The organism is Streptacidiphilus anmyonensis, assembly GCF_000787855.1.
In the GTDB taxonomy this organism is placed as follows: domain Bacteria; phylum Actinomycetota; class Actinomycetes; order Streptomycetales; family Streptomycetaceae; genus Streptacidiphilus; species Streptacidiphilus anmyonensis.
The window spans coordinates 339,099-356,469 of sequence record NZ_BBPQ01000001.1 but is presented as its reverse complement, the minus strand read 5'-3'; the positions used below and the strand labels follow the sequence as shown (position 1 = coordinate 356,469).

At 72.8% G+C, this 17,371-nt stretch carries 15 protein-coding genes; 6 read left to right on the top strand and 9 right to left on the bottom strand.

From position 1 onward, the window contains the following. Positions 1-78 precede the first annotated feature (78 nt). The 3 genes from TR50_RS01570 to TR50_RS01560 all read left to right on the top strand — a co-directional run bounded on the left by TR50_RS01570 (position 79) and on the right by TR50_RS01560 (position 3,103). The gene (locus TR50_RS01570) at positions 79-522 is read left to right on the top strand and encodes a Zn-ribbon domain-containing OB-fold protein (protein WP_042412778.1); all 444 of its coding nucleotides are present in this window, start codon (positions 79-81) and stop codon (positions 520-522) included. Between the two features lie 308 nt (positions 523-830). After that, positions 831-2,048, top strand: coding sequence for a L,D-transpeptidase family protein (locus TR50_RS50305; protein WP_439654184.1), 1,218 nt, complete (start codon positions 831-833; stop codon positions 2,046-2,048). Between the two features lie 110 nt (positions 2,049-2,158). Further along, positions 2,159-3,103, top strand: coding sequence for a beta-ketoacyl-ACP synthase III (locus TR50_RS01560; protein ID WP_042412775.1), 945 nt, complete (start codon positions 2,159-2,161; stop codon positions 3,101-3,103). A 42-nt stretch (positions 3,104-3,145) separates the two neighbouring features. On the opposite strand, the gene TR50_RS01555 is transcribed toward TR50_RS01560, so the two are convergent. The 3 genes from TR50_RS01555 to TR50_RS01545 all read right to left on the bottom strand — a co-directional run bounded on the left by TR50_RS01555 (position 3,146) and on the right by TR50_RS01545 (position 5,276). Further along, positions 3,146-3,496 (bottom strand): helix-turn-helix domain-containing protein, encoded by a 351-nt coding sequence (locus tag TR50_RS01555; RefSeq protein WP_042412772.1) that lies wholly within the window; start codon positions 3,494-3,496, stop codon positions 3,146-3,148. A 75-nt stretch (positions 3,497-3,571) separates the two neighbouring features. Beyond that, entirely contained in the window at positions 3,572-3,892 is a 321-nt protein-coding gene (locus TR50_RS01550; protein WP_152648197.1) for a hypothetical protein, read from the bottom strand. Positions 3,893-4,025: 133 nt separating this feature from the next. Beyond that, positions 4,026-5,276, bottom strand: coding sequence for a thiolase C-terminal domain-containing protein (locus TR50_RS01545; RefSeq protein ID WP_084699628.1), 1,251 nt, complete (start codon positions 5,274-5,276; stop codon positions 4,026-4,028). 133 nt (positions 5,277-5,409) lie between these two features. Between TR50_RS01545 and TR50_RS01540 the strand changes: the two genes are divergently transcribed. Continuing rightward, entirely contained in the window at positions 5,410-6,702 is a 1,293-nt protein-coding gene (locus TR50_RS01540; RefSeq protein WP_042412767.1) for an acyl-CoA dehydrogenase family protein, read from the top strand. After that, positions 6,699-7,208, top strand: coding sequence for a nitroreductase family deazaflavin-dependent oxidoreductase (locus TR50_RS01535; protein ID WP_042412765.1), 510 nt, complete (start codon positions 6,699-6,701; stop codon positions 7,206-7,208). The genes TR50_RS01540 and TR50_RS01535 overlap by 4 nt, the downstream gene beginning before the upstream one ends. A gap of 201 nt (positions 7,209-7,409) precedes the next feature. On the opposite strand, the gene TR50_RS01530 is transcribed toward TR50_RS01535, so the two are convergent. After that, positions 7,410-8,057: a TetR family transcriptional regulator gene (locus TR50_RS01530; protein ID WP_042364995.1), complete on the bottom strand. Its 648-nt coding sequence runs from the start codon at positions 8,055-8,057 to the stop codon at positions 7,410-7,412. A 181-nt stretch (positions 8,058-8,238) separates the two neighbouring features. Beyond that, positions 8,239-9,735 carry a class I SAM-dependent methyltransferase gene (locus TR50_RS01525; RefSeq protein WP_042412763.1) on the bottom strand — a complete coding sequence of 499 codons (1,497 nt, stop codon included), beginning with the start codon at positions 9,733-9,735 and terminating at the stop codon, positions 8,239-8,241. 460 nt (positions 9,736-10,195) lie between these two features. Between TR50_RS01525 and TR50_RS01520 the strand changes: the two genes are divergently transcribed. Further along, the gene (locus tag TR50_RS01520; protein WP_042412756.1) at positions 10,196-12,946 is read left to right on the top strand and encodes a serine/threonine-protein kinase; all 2,751 of its coding nucleotides are present in this window, start codon (positions 10,196-10,198) and stop codon (positions 12,944-12,946) included. A gap of 474 nt (positions 12,947-13,420) precedes the next feature. Here TR50_RS01520 and galE read toward each other — a convergent pair whose 3' ends face one another. The 4 genes from galE to TR50_RS01500 all read right to left on the bottom strand — a co-directional run bounded on the left by galE (position 13,421) and on the right by TR50_RS01500 (position 17,211). After that, a complete protein-coding gene (gene galE, locus TR50_RS01515; RefSeq protein ID WP_042412753.1) occupies positions 13,421-14,386 on the bottom strand; it encodes a UDP-glucose 4-epimerase GalE in 966 nt (321 codons plus the stop codon). A gap of 113 nt (positions 14,387-14,499) precedes the next feature. Next, positions 14,500-15,213 (bottom strand): polyprenol monophosphomannose synthase, encoded by a 714-nt coding sequence (locus tag TR50_RS01510; protein WP_084699670.1) that lies wholly within the window; start codon positions 15,211-15,213, stop codon positions 14,500-14,502. Positions 15,214-15,500: 287 nt separating this feature from the next. Beyond that, positions 15,501-15,962 (bottom strand): Zn-ribbon domain-containing OB-fold protein, encoded by a 462-nt coding sequence (locus TR50_RS01505; RefSeq protein ID WP_042412748.1) that lies wholly within the window; start codon positions 15,960-15,962, stop codon positions 15,501-15,503. 106 nt (positions 15,963-16,068) lie between these two features. Continuing rightward, positions 16,069-17,211, bottom strand: a complete 1,143-nt coding sequence (locus TR50_RS01500) for a lipid-transfer protein (protein ID WP_042412747.1) — start codon at positions 17,209-17,211, stop codon at positions 16,069-16,071. Positions 17,212-17,371 lie beyond the last annotated feature (160 nt).

Genomic DNA, 17,371 nt, shown 5'->3' with positions numbered 1-17,371 from the left:
CCGCCGCTCACGCCCGCCGCTCACGCCCGCCGCTCACGCCCTCCCTCGACGACCGGATCGGACAGACGGAGACGCCTGATGCCCATGCCCCGCACCGACCTCCCCGAGCCGGACGCGTTCACCCAGCCCTACTGGGACGCCGCCGCCGAGGGCCGGCTGCTGCTGCGCCGTTGCCAAGCCTGCGGACGGCCGCACCACTACCCGCGCGAGTTCTGCCCGTACTGCTGGAGCGAGGACGTCGCCTGGGAGCAGGCGAGCGGCCGGGCGACCCTCTACACCTGGTCCGTCGTGCACGCCAACGACCTGCCACCCTTCCGTGACCGCCTGCCCTATGTCGCCGCCGTGGTCGAGTTGGCGGAGGGGCCGCGCATGATGACCACGGTCGTGGACTGCGATCCGACGCTGCTTCAGGTTGATATGAAGCTTGTTGTCGATTTTGTCGCGTTTGCTGTAGAAGGCGGAGACAGTCCCAAGGTGCCCGTCTTTCGTCCGACGGACCGTCGGGCTCCGGCGGGGCCGTAAAGGCGCTCCCACCCGGTAGCCTGACGCTGTGTAGTAGCTGTGACCTTAGACACATCGGGTGATCCGTGTGCTGACGGTGTGCGGCTGCAGGCAGCGGCCGGTCGCCCCTGGCGGACGCGGCGCGTCGCAGACTGACCGGACCTCAGAAATCCGTGGTCCCAGACACGCCGGTGCCCTTCACGATCACCCGATGGGGGTAGCGTGACGGCCGTGACGCCTGCACACCAGGGTGCGGGCGGAGGGACCGAGAGGTGGTGGCCAGCGGCTCACCGGCCCGCGTCACGTCGACCACCTGCGAGGATCCACTTATGTCCAGCCACGCCCGCCCCGGCCCCGTGCCCCGACCCGCCACCATGCCGCACCCAGGTGCGCCTTACGACGGCGAGGGTGCCGCCTACGGTGACGCGACGTTCGTCGACGCGGCCTACGGTGACCAGGCCTACGGTGGCCCGGCCTACGGTGACGGTGCGTACGAGGACGGTGCGTACGGGGGGTCCTACGGGGACTCCTACGGCGGTGGCGTCGGAGGCGTGTACACGGTCGGCGGCTCCGCCGGGCAGCGCGTCGCGGCCCGTCACGATCTCGTCCACCACGATCTCGCCCACCACGACGGCGCGGACTTCGACGTCGCCCACCACGATCTCGCCCACCACGATGCCGCCCACCACGACGCCGCCGGGTCCCCTCGGCCGAGCCGCGCGCAGGCGCGGGCCGCGGCCCGCGCGCACGCGCGTCGCAGGCGTCTGAAGCGCACCAGCTTCCTCGGCGTCGGCTCCGTCGCCGCCGTCGCGGTGATAGCGGTGGCCGGGCTCGTGAACCCGCACCACGACGCGAACTCCGCCTCGCAGGCGGACTCCTCGGCGGTTCCGGTCGCCGGGCGCACCGGCGACGGCGACGCCTCCCGCTCGGTCGACCGGGCGACCCCGGCGGCCGCGGTCAAGCAGCTGCCGGGTCTCGGCGCGGCCTTCCTCGCCAAGGTGCCGGCCGGCACGCAGCAGGTGCTGCTGGTGACCGGCAAGGGCAAGAACCAGAACACGGGCACGGCCGTCCTCTACACCCGCACCGCCGCGGGCGGCTGGATCCCGGGTCCGAGCTGGGCCGCGCGCAACGCCAAGGACGGCTGGACCACCGACCACCACGCGGGCGACCTGCACAGCCCGATCGGCGTCTTCTCCCTCACCGACGCCGGCGGCCTCGACGCGAACCCGGGCACCAAGCTCCCGTACACGCGCTCCTCCGCGTTCCAGGCGCCGGGAACCGGCTTCGAGGGCGAGTCGCTGGCGGACGCCTTCGACTACGTCGTCGCCATCAACTACAACCACGTTCCCGGCACGTCCCCGCTCGACGGGGAGCGCCCGATGGGAGCCTCGCGCGGCGGCGGCATCTGGGTCCACGTCGACCACGGCGGGCCCACGCACGGCTGCGTCGCGCTGGCGAAGGACGACATGCGGGCCCTGCTGCTGGCCCTCGACCCGTCCAAGCACCCGGTCATCGTGATGGGCGACGCCGCGTCGCTCGCACAGTGACGCGAACGTCGCACGTTGTGAGGGTTTGTCCGGGATCTACAGCTCCCATCGGTGGATCCTGTGCCAAGCCTCTCCGGGAGACCCATCGGTAATCAGCTTGAGTGGGAGCCATGACAGGTTCCCGCATCGTCGCGTTGGGTCACTACCAGCCGTCCAAGGTCCTCACCAACGACGATCTCGCGTCGCTGGTCGACACCAGCGACGAGTGGATCACCTCGCGGGTGGGCATCCGCAGGCGGCACATCGCGGCCCCGGACGAGACGGTCGCCGACATGGCCTCCCGCGCCGCCGCCAAGGCGCTGGCCGCCAGCGGCTTCGATCCGCAGAGCGTGGACCTGGTCGTCGTCGCCACCTGCACCGCGATCGACCGCAGCCCCAACACCGCCGCCCAGGTCGCCGCGCGTCTCGGCATCCCGACTCCGGCGGCGTACGACGTGAACACCGTCTGCTCGGGCTTCTCCTACGCGCTCGCCACCGCCGACCACGCGCTGCGCGCGGGCGCGGCCCGCCGCGCGGTCGTCGTCGGCGCGGAGAAGATGTCCGACACCATCGACTGGAGCGACCGCTCCACCTGCGTGATCTTCGCCGACGGCGCGGGCGCGGCCGTCCTGGAGGCCGCCGACGACTTCGAGGGCGTCGGCCCCGTCGTCTGGGGCTCCGACCCGACCAAGGGCGACGCCGTCCGCATCGACGGCTGGGACCCGACCATCAGCCAGCAGGGCCAGGCGGTCTTCCGGTGGGCCACCACGCAGCTCGCCCCGATCGCCCGCCAGGCCTGCGAGCGCGCGGGCGTCCGTCCGGACGAGCTGGTCGCCTTCGTCCCGCACCAGGCCAACCTGCGCATCATCGACGCCATCGCGGGCAAGCTCGGCCTCTCGCCGGACTGCGTTGTCGCCCGCGACGTCGTCGACTCGGGCAACACCTCCGCGGCCTCCGTCCCCCTCGCCCTCTCCAAGCTCGCCGAACGCGGCGAACTGCGCTCGGGCGGCCCCGCCCTCCTCTTCGGCTTCGGCGGCGGCCTCGCCTACGCCGGCCAGGTCGTCCGCTGCCCCTGACCCCGTGGGGGTCGACCCGCGGGCACGGCAGTTGAGGACGCCTCAAGCGATCTTCGCGTGCTCCACGAACTCGACCCTCAGGGGCAGGCCGAGCGCGTCTGCGATCCGGTCCAGAAGCGGGAGTGTGGGAACCGTTCCGCCCGCTTCGAAGCGGGCGACGGCGGACCGGGTCATGCCGGCCCTCCGGCCGAGCTCGGTCTGGGAGAGCCCGAGCTCACCACGGCGGAGGCGTACCGCCTCGCCCAACTCGAACCGCAGACGTGCCGCGGCGTACGCCTCTTCCGCCGCCGGTGAGACGGGCCGCGTCCGCCAGGCATCGGAGAGGCTGGTGGACCATGCCGGCCTCGGCTGCCAGCAGGGTGACTCGCCGCCCTGACGCGATCCCCAGCCCATAGCGTGCGTGGATGCGATGGGCTGAGGCTGAGCGGATTCGCACCTGCGAGGGACGCCTGCGGGTCCCGGTCCCTGTCACATCGGACTGAGCTGCGCTCGCTCGTACGCGGCGAGGGCCGCGTCGAGCAGTTCAGCGCGTTCGGGGTCGCCGGCCGGGAGGCGACGGGCGGCGGAGACCGCCTCCTCCAGGATGGCTCGGCGCAGGGCCGGGGCCGGGGCGCCGTCCTTGTCCCACACGAGCAGGTAGCGGACGAGGCGGGGCAGGTGGCGCGGATCGACGCGGACGAGCAGGCGGTAGGCGTCCACCCTCTCCTCGTGCGGGAGCCGGTCGACTCCCAGCAGCTTCACTCGGGCTCGGATGACCATGTCGGGATGGATGTTCTCGGCAGAAGTCATGACGGAGATGTTCGGCCCTCGCGAGGTGGCCCAACAAGGCTTCACCCGTGTGCGATCGGTCCTACTAAAACCCCCGCTGACCTGCCATGATGGTGACGCTCACACATCCGGTGGCTGCGCCCGCCGCCTGCGGCTACCGTCCCAGGACGAGCGTCCCCGAGGAGCAGAACCAGCCGCCCGTGCCGCTGACCAGCGCCACGCGTGGGTCGCCGGGGACCTGCCGTTCGGGCGCGGAGGCCGCGTACTCGCGGCGGAGCTGGCGCACCGCCTCGACGATGAGGAAGAGGCCGCGCATGCCCGGATGGCAGGCGGAGAGGCCGCCGCCGTCGGTGTTGGTGGGCAGTTCGCCGTCCCGCAGCAGGCGGCCCGCCTTGGCCTCGACGAAGGAGCCGCCCTCGCCCTTCGCGCAGAAGCCGAGGTCCTCCAGCATCACCAGCGGCATGTAGGTGAACGCGTCGTAGAGCTCGCACAGGTCCACGTCCGCCGGCGAGACGCCCGCCCGTTCGAAGGCCAGCCGGCCGGACGCCGCGGCGGGGGAGACGGTGAAGTCCTCCCAGTCCGACATCGTGCTGTGGCTGAGGGCCTCGCCCGTGCCCAGGATCCAGACCGGCTCGCGCCGGGTGTCCGGCACGTACTCCTCCGCCGCGAGCAGCACCGCGCAGCCGCCGTCCGAGCGGATGCAGCAGTGCAGCTTGGTGAACGGGTCCGCGACCATCGGGCCGGAAAGGACGTCGTCGACGCTGATCGGGGTCCGGTACATCGCGTCCGGGTTGGTGGCGGCGTTGGTGCGGGCCTGGACCGCGACGCCCGCCAACTGCTCGGCCGTCGTGCCGTATGCGTGCATGTGCCGACGGGCCGCCATGGCGTACTTGGCGATCAGGGTGTGCCCGTAGGGCGCCTCGAACTGGAGCGGTCCGCGCGCGCCGAGCGAGAGCGCGGCGGTGCGGCGGCGCGCCTTCAGGTCCGCGCGGGCCGTGGAGCCGTAGACCAGCAGGACGGCGTTGGCGTGGCCCGCCGCGATGGCGTCGGCGGCGTGGGCGGCCATGACCTCCCAGGTCGAGCCGCCGACCGAGGTGGAGTCGGTCCAGGTGGGCCGCAGGCCCAGGTACTCGGAGACCTCCACCGGCGCCAGGATGCCGAGACCGGCGGAGGCCACGCCGTCGATCACGTCCCTCGGCAGTCCGGAGTCCGCGAGCGCCCGCCGCGCGGCCTGGGCGTGCAGCTGGAACGGGGTGGCGTCGTCCACGCGCCCGCACTCGCTGAGCGCCACGCCCACCACCGCCACCCGGCGCCGCCTGCCGGTCGCGTCGCCGTCGTCGTCGGGGACGGGGTGACGGAGCGGGCCGGAGCCGCTGGGCGGGGCCGAGGGGCCGGAAGCAGTCATAAATCTGACGGTACATCAGATCTGCTCCGGCGCGCCCCTGTGCGGCGCACGCGACGGAACCTAGTATGACGAACCGTCAGATCGACGTTCTGCCTGTAGCAGTAGACGAAGCGGCTGTAAGCCAGGAGGCGGCATGGATCCCGCGCTCACCCAGGAACAGGAAGAGATCGCCCGCGCCCTGCGCGACGTGCTCGCCAAGCAGGCCGGACCGGAGGAGGTCCGTCGCGCCGCGGTCTCGGCGACCGGATACGACGCCGAACTGTGGCGCCGACTCGCCAAGCAGCCGGGACTGGCCGGGCTCGCCTTCCCGGAGCGCCAGGGTGGCTCTGGACTCGGCCCGATCGAGCTGGCCCTCGCCTGCGAGGAGGCCGGACGCGCCCTGCTGCCCTCCCCGCTGCTCGCCAGCTCCGTGCTCGCGGCGGGAGCGATCGCCGCCTGTGGCACCGAGGACCAGTGCGACGAACTGCTCCCGCCCCTTGCCTCCGGCTCCGGGACGGCCGCCCTCGCCCTGCCGGGCACCCCCGCCCTCGCCCTCGGCCTGGTCCCGGACACGAACCCGCGCCTGCTGCCCGGCGACGTCCCGGCGGGTGGCGGACGGGCCGGCGGGATCCAGGCCAGACCGGCGGCCGACGGCCTGTGGACCCTCTACGGGGAGGCCACTCACGTCCTCGACGGCGCCCGCTCCGACCTGCTGATCGTCGCCGCCCACGCGGGCGGCTTCCCGCGCAGCCGCACCGTCCTCTTCGCGGTGGAGGCGGCGAGTGCCCCCGCCGCCGACGTGGCCGACACCACCGACGTGGGCTACACCGTTCCCGTTCCCGTCCCCGTCCCCGGCCTGCGCCGCGAACGCAGCGCGGGCATCGACCAGACCCGGAGCGTCGGCCGGATCGAGCTGCGCGACGTCACCGCCCGCCCTCTCGGCGACCCGGAGCTGGACGCGGCCCCGGCCCTGGCCCGGGTGGGCCGCGCGGCGGCCGTCGCCGTGGCTGCCGAGGCGGTCGGCGCAGCCGCCCAGGCGCTCGCCAGGACCGTGGAGTACGTACAGGTCAGGCACCAGTTCGGGCGTGCGGTCGGTGCCTTCCAGGCCGTCAAGCACCGCCTCGCGGACGTCTACGTCGCCGTCGAGACCGCGCGCTCGGCGATGCTCTATGCCGCCTGGGCCGCCACGACGACGCCCGAGGACCCCGTTCCCGCGCTGCTGGCGCTCGCCCACGCGCTGACCGCCGCGCGGGCCGCGTCCGCCGAGGCGATCCAGTTGCACGGCGGCATCGCGATCACCTGGGAGCACGACGCCCATCTCTACTTCAAGCGGGCCGCGGCGGACGAGCTGCTCTTCGGCCCGCCGCACCTGCTGCGGGCCCGCGCGGCGGAACTGTCGGGCGTGCTCGCCCCGACCGGAGCGGAAACAGGAGGCGCGACGCGATGAGAGTGCTGGAGAACGCCATGCAGAAGGTCTCGGCGACGCCGGCCTTCGCCCGGGTCGCCCCGTCGATCGTGCCCCGCCTGGACAAGGCGGTGCACCGGCTGAGCGGCGGCAAGTTCATGTTGAGTCAGTGGATGCTGCCCTCGCTCTTCCTGACGACGACCGGCCGCAGGAGCGGGGAGCCCCGCACCACCCCGCTGGCCTGTCTGCCGCAGGGCGGGACGTTCCTCGTCGTCGGCAGCAACTTCGGCCGCACCTCCCACCCCGCGTGGACCGGCAACCTGCTGGCCGACGCCGACGCCGTCGTCGAACACCGCGGCCGGACCGTCCCGGTCCGCGCCCGGCTGCTCTCCGGCGGGGAACGCACCCAGGCATGGGCGGCGCTGCTGGCGATGTGGCCCCCGTACGCCTCCTACCAGGCCCGGGTCGAGCGCGAGATCCGCGTCTTCCGGCTGGAGCCGCGACAGGTCGGTGCGACGACGGCGACAGGACGGTTCGACGACAGGTGATGCACCACAAGAGGTGGTGCAAAGGAAAGGCGCAAAGGAAAAGGGCGGCATCGCCAGGTCATCGACGATGCCGCCCGAGCGGGACGGGCCGTGGGCGCGCAGGACCTACCTCCCCCGAGGCACAGCCCCGGCGCTCACGCCGGCGGACAGGCGACCGGGCCCCACGGCTCCGCAGTGATGGTGTTGTGGTGGCCGGGATGGCTACTTCGGGGGCTTCTTGCCCGTCATGCCGAGGTAGACCAGCAGAGCCAGGTTGGGCGTCAGCTCCTTCGCCTTGACGCCCCAGGAGTCGAACCCCTTCTGGTGCTCCGCGACGGCAGCCAGCATCGCCACCAGCGAACCGGCGACAGCCGGCGCGCTGACCGACTTGTCCGCCTTGCCGGAGGCCTGCATGGCCTTGAGTGAGTCGGTGAGGGAGTTGGTCACGGCGTTGAGGATCTTCATGCGGATCTTGAAGAACCGCTTGTCCCCTTCGGCCGCGCCCAGCGTCACCACACGCAGGATGGCCTCGTTGTCGCGCCAGAAGGAGAGGAAGCCGTCGACCAGCTCCTCCGCCGTCTGGTAGCCGGCCTTGCCGACCCACGACTTGTCGGCGACCAGGTCCTTGAGGCCGGCGCCGTCCTTGGCCATTTCATCCGCGATCTCGAGGACAGCGCCCTCGACGTCGGGGAAGTACTGGTAGAAGGTTGCGGGGGAGGTACCCGCCATCCGGGCGACGTCGATGACCTTGACGTCCCGGTAGGGCGAGGTCGCGAGCATCTCGCGGAGGCAGTCCAGCAGCTTCTGCCGCGTGGCCTGTCCGCGTCGCCCGGCGACACGCCCATCGACGGTGCGAACTTGTCCTGTCATGCCGTCAGTTTACCGTGGCAAGATCCGGGCGCTATTCGGCGGGAAATGTGAATGCTCCGTCAGGCTGACGAGCCCTCTGCTAGAGCCCTTCTCGGGCCTCGCTCGAGCCCTGCCAGGGCTCTGATCAGCTACTCCGTCCCGCCTGGCCGGCTGCTCCGTCCTCGGGGCCGGGTCCGCCCGCTCAGTCGCCCACGCCCCGTTCCGGCCGCGCAGGGGCGTCTTCCAGCCATGCGCGGCGGCTGAGCGGCAGCTCGCTGGTGCCTCCGGGCCCGTTCCTGACGGCCAGCACCTGGTTCACGCCGATCCGGTTCTCCTCGAAGGCGAGGGCGCACGCGGCCATGTAGAGGCGCCAGACCCGGGCCCGGCCGAGGCCCGCCAGCTTGACCGCCTGCGTCCACTCCTCCTGAAGGTTGGTGACCCAGCGGCGCAGCGTCAGCGCGTAGTGCTCGCGCAGCGACTCCACGTCGCGGACCTCGAACCCGGCCTGCTCCAGCAGGGAGACCGTGGTGCCGATCGGCGCCAGCTCGCCGTCGGGGAAGACGTAGGCGGCGATGAAGGGGCTCAGCCGGTACGGCTGGCCGGGGGCCGTCGGCCGCCGGCCGATCTGGTGGTTCAGCAGCCGCCCGCCCGGCCGCAGCAGGCCGTGCAGGGTCTTGGCGTAGCGCAGGTACATGGCCGAGCCCACGTGTTCGGCCATGCCGATGCTGGAGATCGCGTCGAACGGCCCGTCAACGACCTCCCGGTAGTCCTGCAGCCGGATCTCCACCCGGTCCGTCAGACCGGCGTCCGCGATCCGCTCGCGGGCCATCCGCGCCTGCTCGGCGGAGAGCGTGACGCCGACGCCGGTGACGCCGTAGCGCCGCGCCGCGTGCAGCAGCATCGAACCCCAGCCGCAGCCGACGTCGAGCAGTCGGGAGCCCGGGGGCAGCTGGTGCAGCCCGAGCTTGCGGCAGACCAGGTCCAGCTTGGCCTCCTGCGCGGCCTCCAGCGTGGCCGTCCCCGGCGGCCAGTAGGCGCACGAGTAGACCATCGAGGGGCCCAGCACCAACCGGTAGAAGTCGTTGCCCACGTCGTAGTGGTGACTGATCGCCGCACGGTCGCGCCGCAGCGTGTGCACCGGGCCGCGCGAGCGGCGCATCTCCTCCGGCGGGATCGCCGGACGCGGTCCGATCGCGCCGAGCCGGGCCGCCGTCGCGACCATCCGGCGGGAGTCCGGGCCGAACAGCGCCTTCAGGCTGCCCGGCGAGAGCGCCGACCCCGGTTTCGCCCCCGATCGCGACCTCACCCCCGATTCCGACCTCACGCCCGGCCCCGATCCCGGTTCCGATGCCGGTCCGGACCCTGGTGCCGACCCCTGGCGCATCGTCGGGCGCAGCGACAGCTCCGGCCGGTCCTCGGCGAGAGCGGCGAGGCGACGCAGCAGCTCGTACAGCTCGGTGCTGTCGGCGTCCTCGTCCTCGCCGGGCAGCGTGATCGCCCCGGAGACGTAGGCGCGGGCGAGACCGAGCTCGTTCGGCGCCCAGAGCAGGTGGCGCAGGGCCCGCCGGTCGGTCAACGCGAGCAGCGGCGCGTCGGCCGGTCCGGCCTCGGCGCCGTCCCAGGTGCGCACGCGGAACGGCGGCTCGACGCCGAGCAGATGCGTCAGCAGTTCGCGCAGGGCCAGAGCGCTGTCACTCATCACGACTCCTCGAGGATCGTCAGGCCGCTCGAAGGTGGTGCAGGCGGTGCGGGTCGTTCGGGTGGTGCGGGTCGTTCGGGTGGTGCAGGCGGTGCGTGGCCGGGGGTGCTGCACACGTGCAGCGGGCGGGTGCCGAAGCGCGTATACCCGCGAGGGCGCGCGGCACCACGTGGGCCGGTCCGGATGTTGCCGTGTCACCAATCTAGATCGTCCCCGCCGCGCCGTGGAGGATTCGTCACGACTCGGTCGCGCGTCGCGCCTCCCTAGCCGTCCGAGCGGGCTACTTTCCGGAGCACGGCCGTACGGTTGCCGGTCTGTGGCGTGATTGTGGCGAGGGTGTGTCCCATGTCCCGCCCGGCGGGTTGGCCTGTGGGGCGTCCGGCCGTGGAGAATCAGTGCTGCGTCTGTCCTGCTTCTCCTACCGACGGCGCTTTCGACCCAACGGGGAGGTGCTGAGGACGTGGACCAGCTGACGGCGCACGATCCCAGAAGGATCGGGCCCTTCGAGGTGCTGGGCCGGCTCGGCGCGGGCGGAATGGGCTTGGTCTACCTGGCACGCTCGGCGGCGGGCCGCCGGGTCGCCATCAAGACGGTGCGGGCGGAGCTGGCCGAGGACCAGCTCTTCCGGGTGCGCTTCGCCCGTGAGATCGCGGCCGCGCGGACGGTGAGCGGCTTCTACACCGCCGCGGTCGTCGACGCCGACGCCGACGCGGCCGTGCCGTGGCTCGCCACCGCCTACATCCCGGCGCCCTCGCTCGAGGACCTGGTCACCGAGTGCGGACCGCTCCCGGTTGCCACGGTGCGCTGGCTGATCGCCGGCATCGCGGAGGCGCTGCAGTCCATCCACGCGGCCAACCTGGTGCACCGCGACCTCAAGCCGTCCAACGTGCTGGTCACCGAGGACGGACCGCGCGTGATCGACTTCGGCATCGCGGCGGGCGTCTCGCACACCCGTCTGACGATGACCAATGTCGCGGTAGGCACCCCCGCGTACATGTCGCCGGAGCAGGCTCGTGACAGCCGCGGCGTGCAGGGCGCCTCCGACGTCTTCTCGCTCGGCTCGCTGATGGTCTTCGCGGCCACCGGCCACCCGCCGTACCACGGCGCGAACCCCGTCGAGACGGTGTTCATGCTCCTGCGCGAGGCTCCGGACCTCTCCGGCCTGCCCGAGGAACTGGCCCCGCTGGTCCGCGCCTGCATGCGCACCGCGCCCGAGCGGCGCCCGGTTCCCGCGGAGATCGCGGCCGAGCTCGCCCCGCACCTGTACGGCTCCGGCGACGGCACGCAGGACGACGCGGGCGAGTGGCTGCCTCCGGTGGCCCTCGACCTGATCGAGAAGAAGAAGGGGCGCCGTACGCCGCCCCCGCCCTCGTTCCAGCAGCCCGTGGCTCCGCCGGAGTCGAGCGCGCACGGCGCGGGCTACCCGGGCCACGCGGGGCCGATGAGCCCCGGGGCTCCGGCGGGCGGAGGCGTGCGACCGGGCTACCCGGTGTCCGAGGCCGCCCACGGCGGCTCTGGCGGCTCCGGCGGCAGTCCCGGCGGCGGCCCCGGTGCCGGGGCCGGTGCGGCCGGGATGCCCGGTGGTGCGGCTGGGATGCCCGGTGGTGCGGCTGGGATGGGTGCGGCGGCGGGCGGGCAGCTTCCCGTCCAGCCCGCGACGCACCGGGGCGGGCAGCACGCGGGTCCGCCCGCGCACGAGTCGGCGTCCGCGACCCGCACACCCCCCGAGGCGGCCACGACCGCTCGGCCGGTCGTGCACCTTCCCGGCATGGCCGCGCCCATAGGGCCCGGCGTCCGGCTTCCGGCGAACCCGCCGTCCGAGCCGGTGACCCCGCCCACGACGGGCTGGGTGCAGCGGGGCGCGCACGCTGCCCCCTCCGGTCCCGTCTCGACCGGCTCGCCCGGCTCGCCCGCCGGTCCGGCTTCGGCCGGACCCGCCGTTCCGCCGAGCGTTCCGGGCTCTCCGGGTTCCTCGGGTTCTCCCGGCTCCTCCGGTTCCTCGGGTTCCTCCGGTTCATCCGGCCCCGTGGCGTCGGCGGTCCCGGCGCCCGCTCAGTCCCCGGCCTCCGGGCCCTCGGGGCCCGGCACCGCGCCCGCGGAGTCGCAGGCGGCTCCTGAGGCGCCCTGGCGTCCGTGGCGTTTCCGCATGTCACACGACGTGTGGGGGGCGCCGATCATCTCCGACGGCGTGCTGTACGTCGCCAGCTTCGGGGTGCACGCGCTCGACATCGCCAGCGGGCGGCGTCGCTTCCGCACCGAGAGCGTGGCCTGGGCCCTGGCGGTGGCCGACGGAAGGGTCCACGCCGCCGACGGTCCCAACCTCTTCACGCTGCAGGCCGCCGACGGCGTCGAGCGCTGGCGGGTGGCCCTGGACGGCTGGACCTACACCCTCGACGCGGCCGGCGGCGCCCTCGTCGCGGGAACCCGCGGCGGTGGCGTCCACGTGCACTCCGCGATCGACGGCAGCGAGATGTGGCACACCAACGACGCCCAGCAGGCCTACGAGAACCCGGCGTCGGGCCCCTGCGTGATCGGCGACTCGGTCTACTACTACGGCGGAGGCTGCCTCCGCTCCTTGGAGTTGACGACCGGTCAGCTTCAGTGGGCGTTCCCGCTGGGCGAGGAGGTCCCCTCCCGGCCGGTGCTCTGGCGAGGCATGCTCCTGCTCTGCAGCGGTACGCGCGTCTACGCCGTGGACGAGCAGACCGGCGCGGAGCGCTGGCGCTTCGACGCCCCCGTCGTCCTGTTCACCTCCCCGGCCGTGAGCGAGCAGGGCGTCTTCGTCGCCGACTACCTCGGCACCGTCTTCGCCCTGGACCCGGCCAACGGCGCGGTCCGCTGGCACGCCCGCACCGGTGGCCGCCAGGGCGCGGACCCGGCCGTCCTCGCCGAGGACCTCGTCCTCGTCGGCAGCGGCGACACGGTGTTCGCGTTCGACACCCGTACGGGCACGGAGCGCTGGCGCTACGCGGCCCGCGCCGAGCTCGCCGGCATCCCCGCGGCCGCGGGCAGCCTCGTCCACCTCGGCAGTCGGGACCATTCCCTGCACACCCTCGACCTCGCCAACGGCCGCCTCCGCTGGAAGCTCGACACCGGCGGCGAGATCACCGGCTCTCCGGTCACCGCCGACGGCCGCGTCTTCGCGTGCAGCAAGGACCACTGCGTCTACGCGCTGGACGCGGCGCGCGGCACCGCGACGGGCCGGGAGTGAAGTGAGCTGAGCAGGAGCGCCCGCCGCCCCGCCTCGTGGCGGGGAGCCTGCGACAGCAGGGCTGTGCGCGTCGGCGGGCGAGGCCGACCGGCCAGTCGGCGCGGGCGGCCCTACATGTGCGGCCGGGCCTCCCGGTGCGGAGGGGCCTGCGCCTGCGGACGGGCTTCACTGTGCGGACGCCCTGCGCCTGCGGACGGGCTTCACTGTGCGGACGCCCTGCGCCTGCGGAGGGGCCTGCCCCTGCGGACGCTCCGCACGTCAGGACGCCCTGTGCGTTCACAGCGGGCGTCCGGGTTCGTGCTCGGCGCGCCTGGCGCCCCTGGCGCCCCGGCACCCCGGCGTCCCGCGCGGCGGTCCGGTTCTCGCGCGGGTGTGGCTCCGTGCGCCGTGCGCCCATGCCGTCGCCGCTGACGTCTCTCCGGAGCCGGCCACGCGGCGGTCAGGAGGGTGAACGCTGGGGTGCAGGCCCAGCACTCAGTGGCGCAGACGCCAGCCCGCCCAGGCGGAGCTGATCATCTCGTGCACGTCGAACCGTGCCTTCCAGCCCAGCTCCTCGGCGATCCGCTCGGCCGAGGCGACCACGCGTGCGGGATCGCCCGCGCGGCGCGGGGTCACCTCTCCCGTCGTGTCGAGGCCGGTGACCTCGCCGATGACGTCGAGCATCTGGCGGACCGAGACGCCCTCGCCCCGGCCGATGTTGAGGATGAGGTCGGTGCCGTCCGGGTCTGCGGTGAGTCGGCGCACCGCGGCGACGTGCGCCTCGGCGACATCGGCGACGTGGATGTAGTCGCGGATGCAGGTGCCGTCCGGCGTGGGGTAGTCGTCGCCGAAGATACGCGGGGGCTCGCCCGCGTCCAGGCGCTCGAAGACCATCGGGACGAGGTTGAAGACGCCGGGGTCACCCAGCTCGGGCGTCGCCGCCCCGGCCACGTTGAAGTAGCGGAGCGAGACGGTGCCCATGCCGTGGGCGCGGCCCGCCGCCCGCACCAGCCACTCGCCGACGAGCTTGCTCTCGCCGTACGGGCTCATCGGCCGGCAGGGGGTCTCCTCGGTGACGAGGTCGACGTCCGGCATGCCGTAGACCGCCGCGGAGGAGGACAGCAGGAAGCGCCGGACCCCCGCCTCGGCTGCCGCCTCCAGGACGACCCGAAGGCCCTCCACGTTCTCGCGGTAGTACCAGAGCGGCTTCTCGACCGACTCGCCGACCTGCTTCTTCGCGGCGATGTGCAGCACACCGGTGACGTCGTGCTCGCGCAGCACCGAGGCCAGCAGCGGCTGGTCCAGGGTCGAACCCTGGACCAGCGGGACTCCGGCGGGCAGCCGCGACGGGTCGCCCGTGCTGAGGTCGTCCAGGACGACCACGCCGTGGCCGGCCTCGACCATCGCGCGGACGACGTGTGCTCCGATGTAGCCGGCGCCGCCGGTGACAAGCCAAGTCATCCCGCCACTCTAGCGGCGTCCGGATTGCGGACGCGCCGGGTGGGAGGCGGCAGGCGGCAGGCGGTGGATTGCCGGCGCCGGTCGACAGTCGCCGCCCGGCGCCGACGTGTGGCTTACTTGCGCGCGCGCAGCCGCAGGCGCCACGGCACGACCGCGGACTCGAGCTGCACGGAGAGGCTCATCTTGGACTCGCCGGCGCGCCGCTCCTCGAAGCGGATCGGGATCTCCAGCGCGCTGAAACCGGCGTGCACGGCGCGGAACTTGAGCTCCACCTGGAAGCTGTAGCCGGCGCTCTCGAGCGTGGCCAGGTCGACCGCGTGCAGCGCCTCCGCGCTCCAGAGGTTGAAGCCGGCGGTGATGTCGCGGACGCGGGTCGAGAGGATGGTGCCGGCGTAGGCGTTGGCCCAGCGCGACAGCAGCCGGCGGTGCCAGCCCCACTCCTCGGCGAGCTCGCCGCCCGGGACGTAGCGGCTGCCGACGACCACGCCGGCGCCCGTGGAGAGGGCGGTGCCGAGCATCTGCGGGATCGCGCTCGCCGGGTGGCTGCCGTCGGCGTCCATCTGGACGACGAACCGGGCGCCTTCCTCGACGGCGAGCGCCATGCCCGCGGCGTAGGCCTTTCCGAGGCCGTCCTTACCCTTGCGGTGCAGCACGCTGATGCGGGGCTTGCCGTCCAGCAGGTGGCGCTCCGCGAGCTTCTCCGCCAGCTCGCCTGTGCCGTCGGGGCTGCTGTCGTCGACGACCTTCAGGTGCAGGCCGGGCAGCGGGAGGGCCATGACCTGCTCGACCGTCGCCTCCAGGCTGCCGATCTCGTTGTACGTCGGCATGACGACGGTGACGGGCGTGTCCGCCCAGTCGTCGGGAAGAGCGGCGGGGATGGTCACGATGACTCCTGGTCCTGATTGCGGGGTCCGGCCGTGCAACTGCGCGGGGACAGGGCTCGGACGACGTTGCACTGTAGTAGATGGAAGCAGACGTTCGGTGAGGAGTGAGGTAAGTTCACCGCTGCGCAACGCACTGTTCCCAGGCCAGGACCCGTGGCTTCTGATTCACCCGGACGGACGACGCCTGTGGGGCTCTCAGGTTTGACCGGACCGGGGTCGGATGGACCGGATCAGCCGTTGCACAGGGCCCAGCGTACGACGGTGACCTCGGGCGTCACCGCCTGGAAGACCGCCTGCACCGGTGCCCCGATCCGCAGCCGCTGAGGCGGTACCGCGTTCCAGGGCGCGTTGGGTCGGCGGACCGAGGTCGTCAGGGTCCCCACCAGCCGGATCCTCGGGTCCTCCTCCAGCTCCACGAGCGCGACCGGGTAAGGCGCGCGTTCCGCGTAGGCCGGGAGCAGCGGCGGGTGGGCGACGACGTAGGACCAGAGCCGTCCCCGCCCGGACATCAGTCGCCACTCGTCGTCGAAGCTGCCGCACTGCGGACAGCATGGACGGGGCGGGAAGCGCAGCCGTCCGCAGTCCGTGCAGGCCTGTATGCGCAGCTCACCGTGGCGGGCGTGCTCCCAGAACGGCTCGCCGTCGTTGTCGGGCCAGGGGAGCAGCAGTCCCTCGGCGGTGATGGTGTCCATTCGGCAGCCTTCCTTTTCAGCCCTGTTCAGCGCGCTTGGATCGCACGCCCACCTTCGGAATCACATGGATTGAGTAGGAATCCGGCGCTACGCGCGTGAGCGCGGCTCAGGCGCGTAGCAGCAGCGCGGAGGTCGGCACGCCCTCGCCCGCGGTGACCAGGCAGGTGGCCGCGTCGGGCACCTGGGCGGTGGAGACGCCGCGCAGTTGCTTGACGCCCTCGTTGATCAGGTTGAAGCCGTGCACGTAGCCCTCGGAGAGACCGCCGCCGCCGGTGTTGATCGGCAGTCGGCCGCCGAGCTCCAGGGCTCCGCCCTCGGTGAAGGACGCTCCCTCGCCTCGGCCGCAGAAGCCGTAGCCCTCGAGGGAGAGCGGGACCAGCGGAGTGAAGGCGTCGTAGATCTGCGCGACGTCGACGTCCTCGGGGCCGAACTCGGCGGTCTTCCAGAGTTGTCGCGCGGCGGTCCAGGCGGGGCCGGTCAGCGGGTCGTCGTTCCAGTAGTTGACCATGCCGTGGTGCTGCGCGGGCAGTCCCTGGGCGGCGGAGTGGACGTAGACGGGCCGCTGCCGGCAGTCCCGCGCTCGCTCGGCGCTCACGACGACGCAGGCGAGGGCGCCGTCGGTCTCCAGGCAGTTGTCGTAGAGGCAGAGCGGTTCGCTGATCCACCGTGCGTCCATGTACATCTCGCGGGTCAGCGGCCGCTCGTACATGATCGCGTCGGGGTTCTGGTTGGCCCGGTTCCGGCAGGCCAGTGCGACGTTGAAGAGGTGGTCGCGGGTGGCGCCGTACTCGTGCATGTAGCGGCGGGCCAGCATGCCGATCTCGTCGGCCGGGCGCAACAGGCCGAAGGGCCTGGTCCACTGGGCCGGGGTGGGCAGTTGCTGGGCCGTGTTGGTCCAGGGCCGTCTGCCGCTGCCGCGCTTGCGACTGCGCCACGCGACGCCGACGGTGGCCTGCCCGGTGGCGACGGCCATGGCCAGGTGCGCGACGGTGGCGCAGGAGCCGCCACCGCCGAAGCCGATCCGGGAGAAGAAGGTGACGTCTCCGGCGCCGATCGCCTTGGCGAGCTCGACCTCGTCGGTCTCCTCCATGGTGTAGGAGGCGAGGGCGTCCACCTCGTGCGGCTCGATCCCGGCGTCGTCCAGGGCGGCGAGCACGGCGCGGCAAGCCAGCGCCTTCTCCGACTCCTCCAGTCGTTTCGCGAAGCGGGTCTGGCCGATGCCGACGATGGCCGAGCGGTCCCTGAGCATGGGCGGCTCCCCGAACTCCGTTACGGCGACCAGCCGTAGAGGAAGATCTTCTGACGTAGCGTCAGAATAGAGTCCACGCCACCTTTCCGGGAAGCCCGCCGTCAGCCTAATCTGACGATCAGTCACGAGCGCGACGTCGGAGCCGAACAGCGGGAAGGAC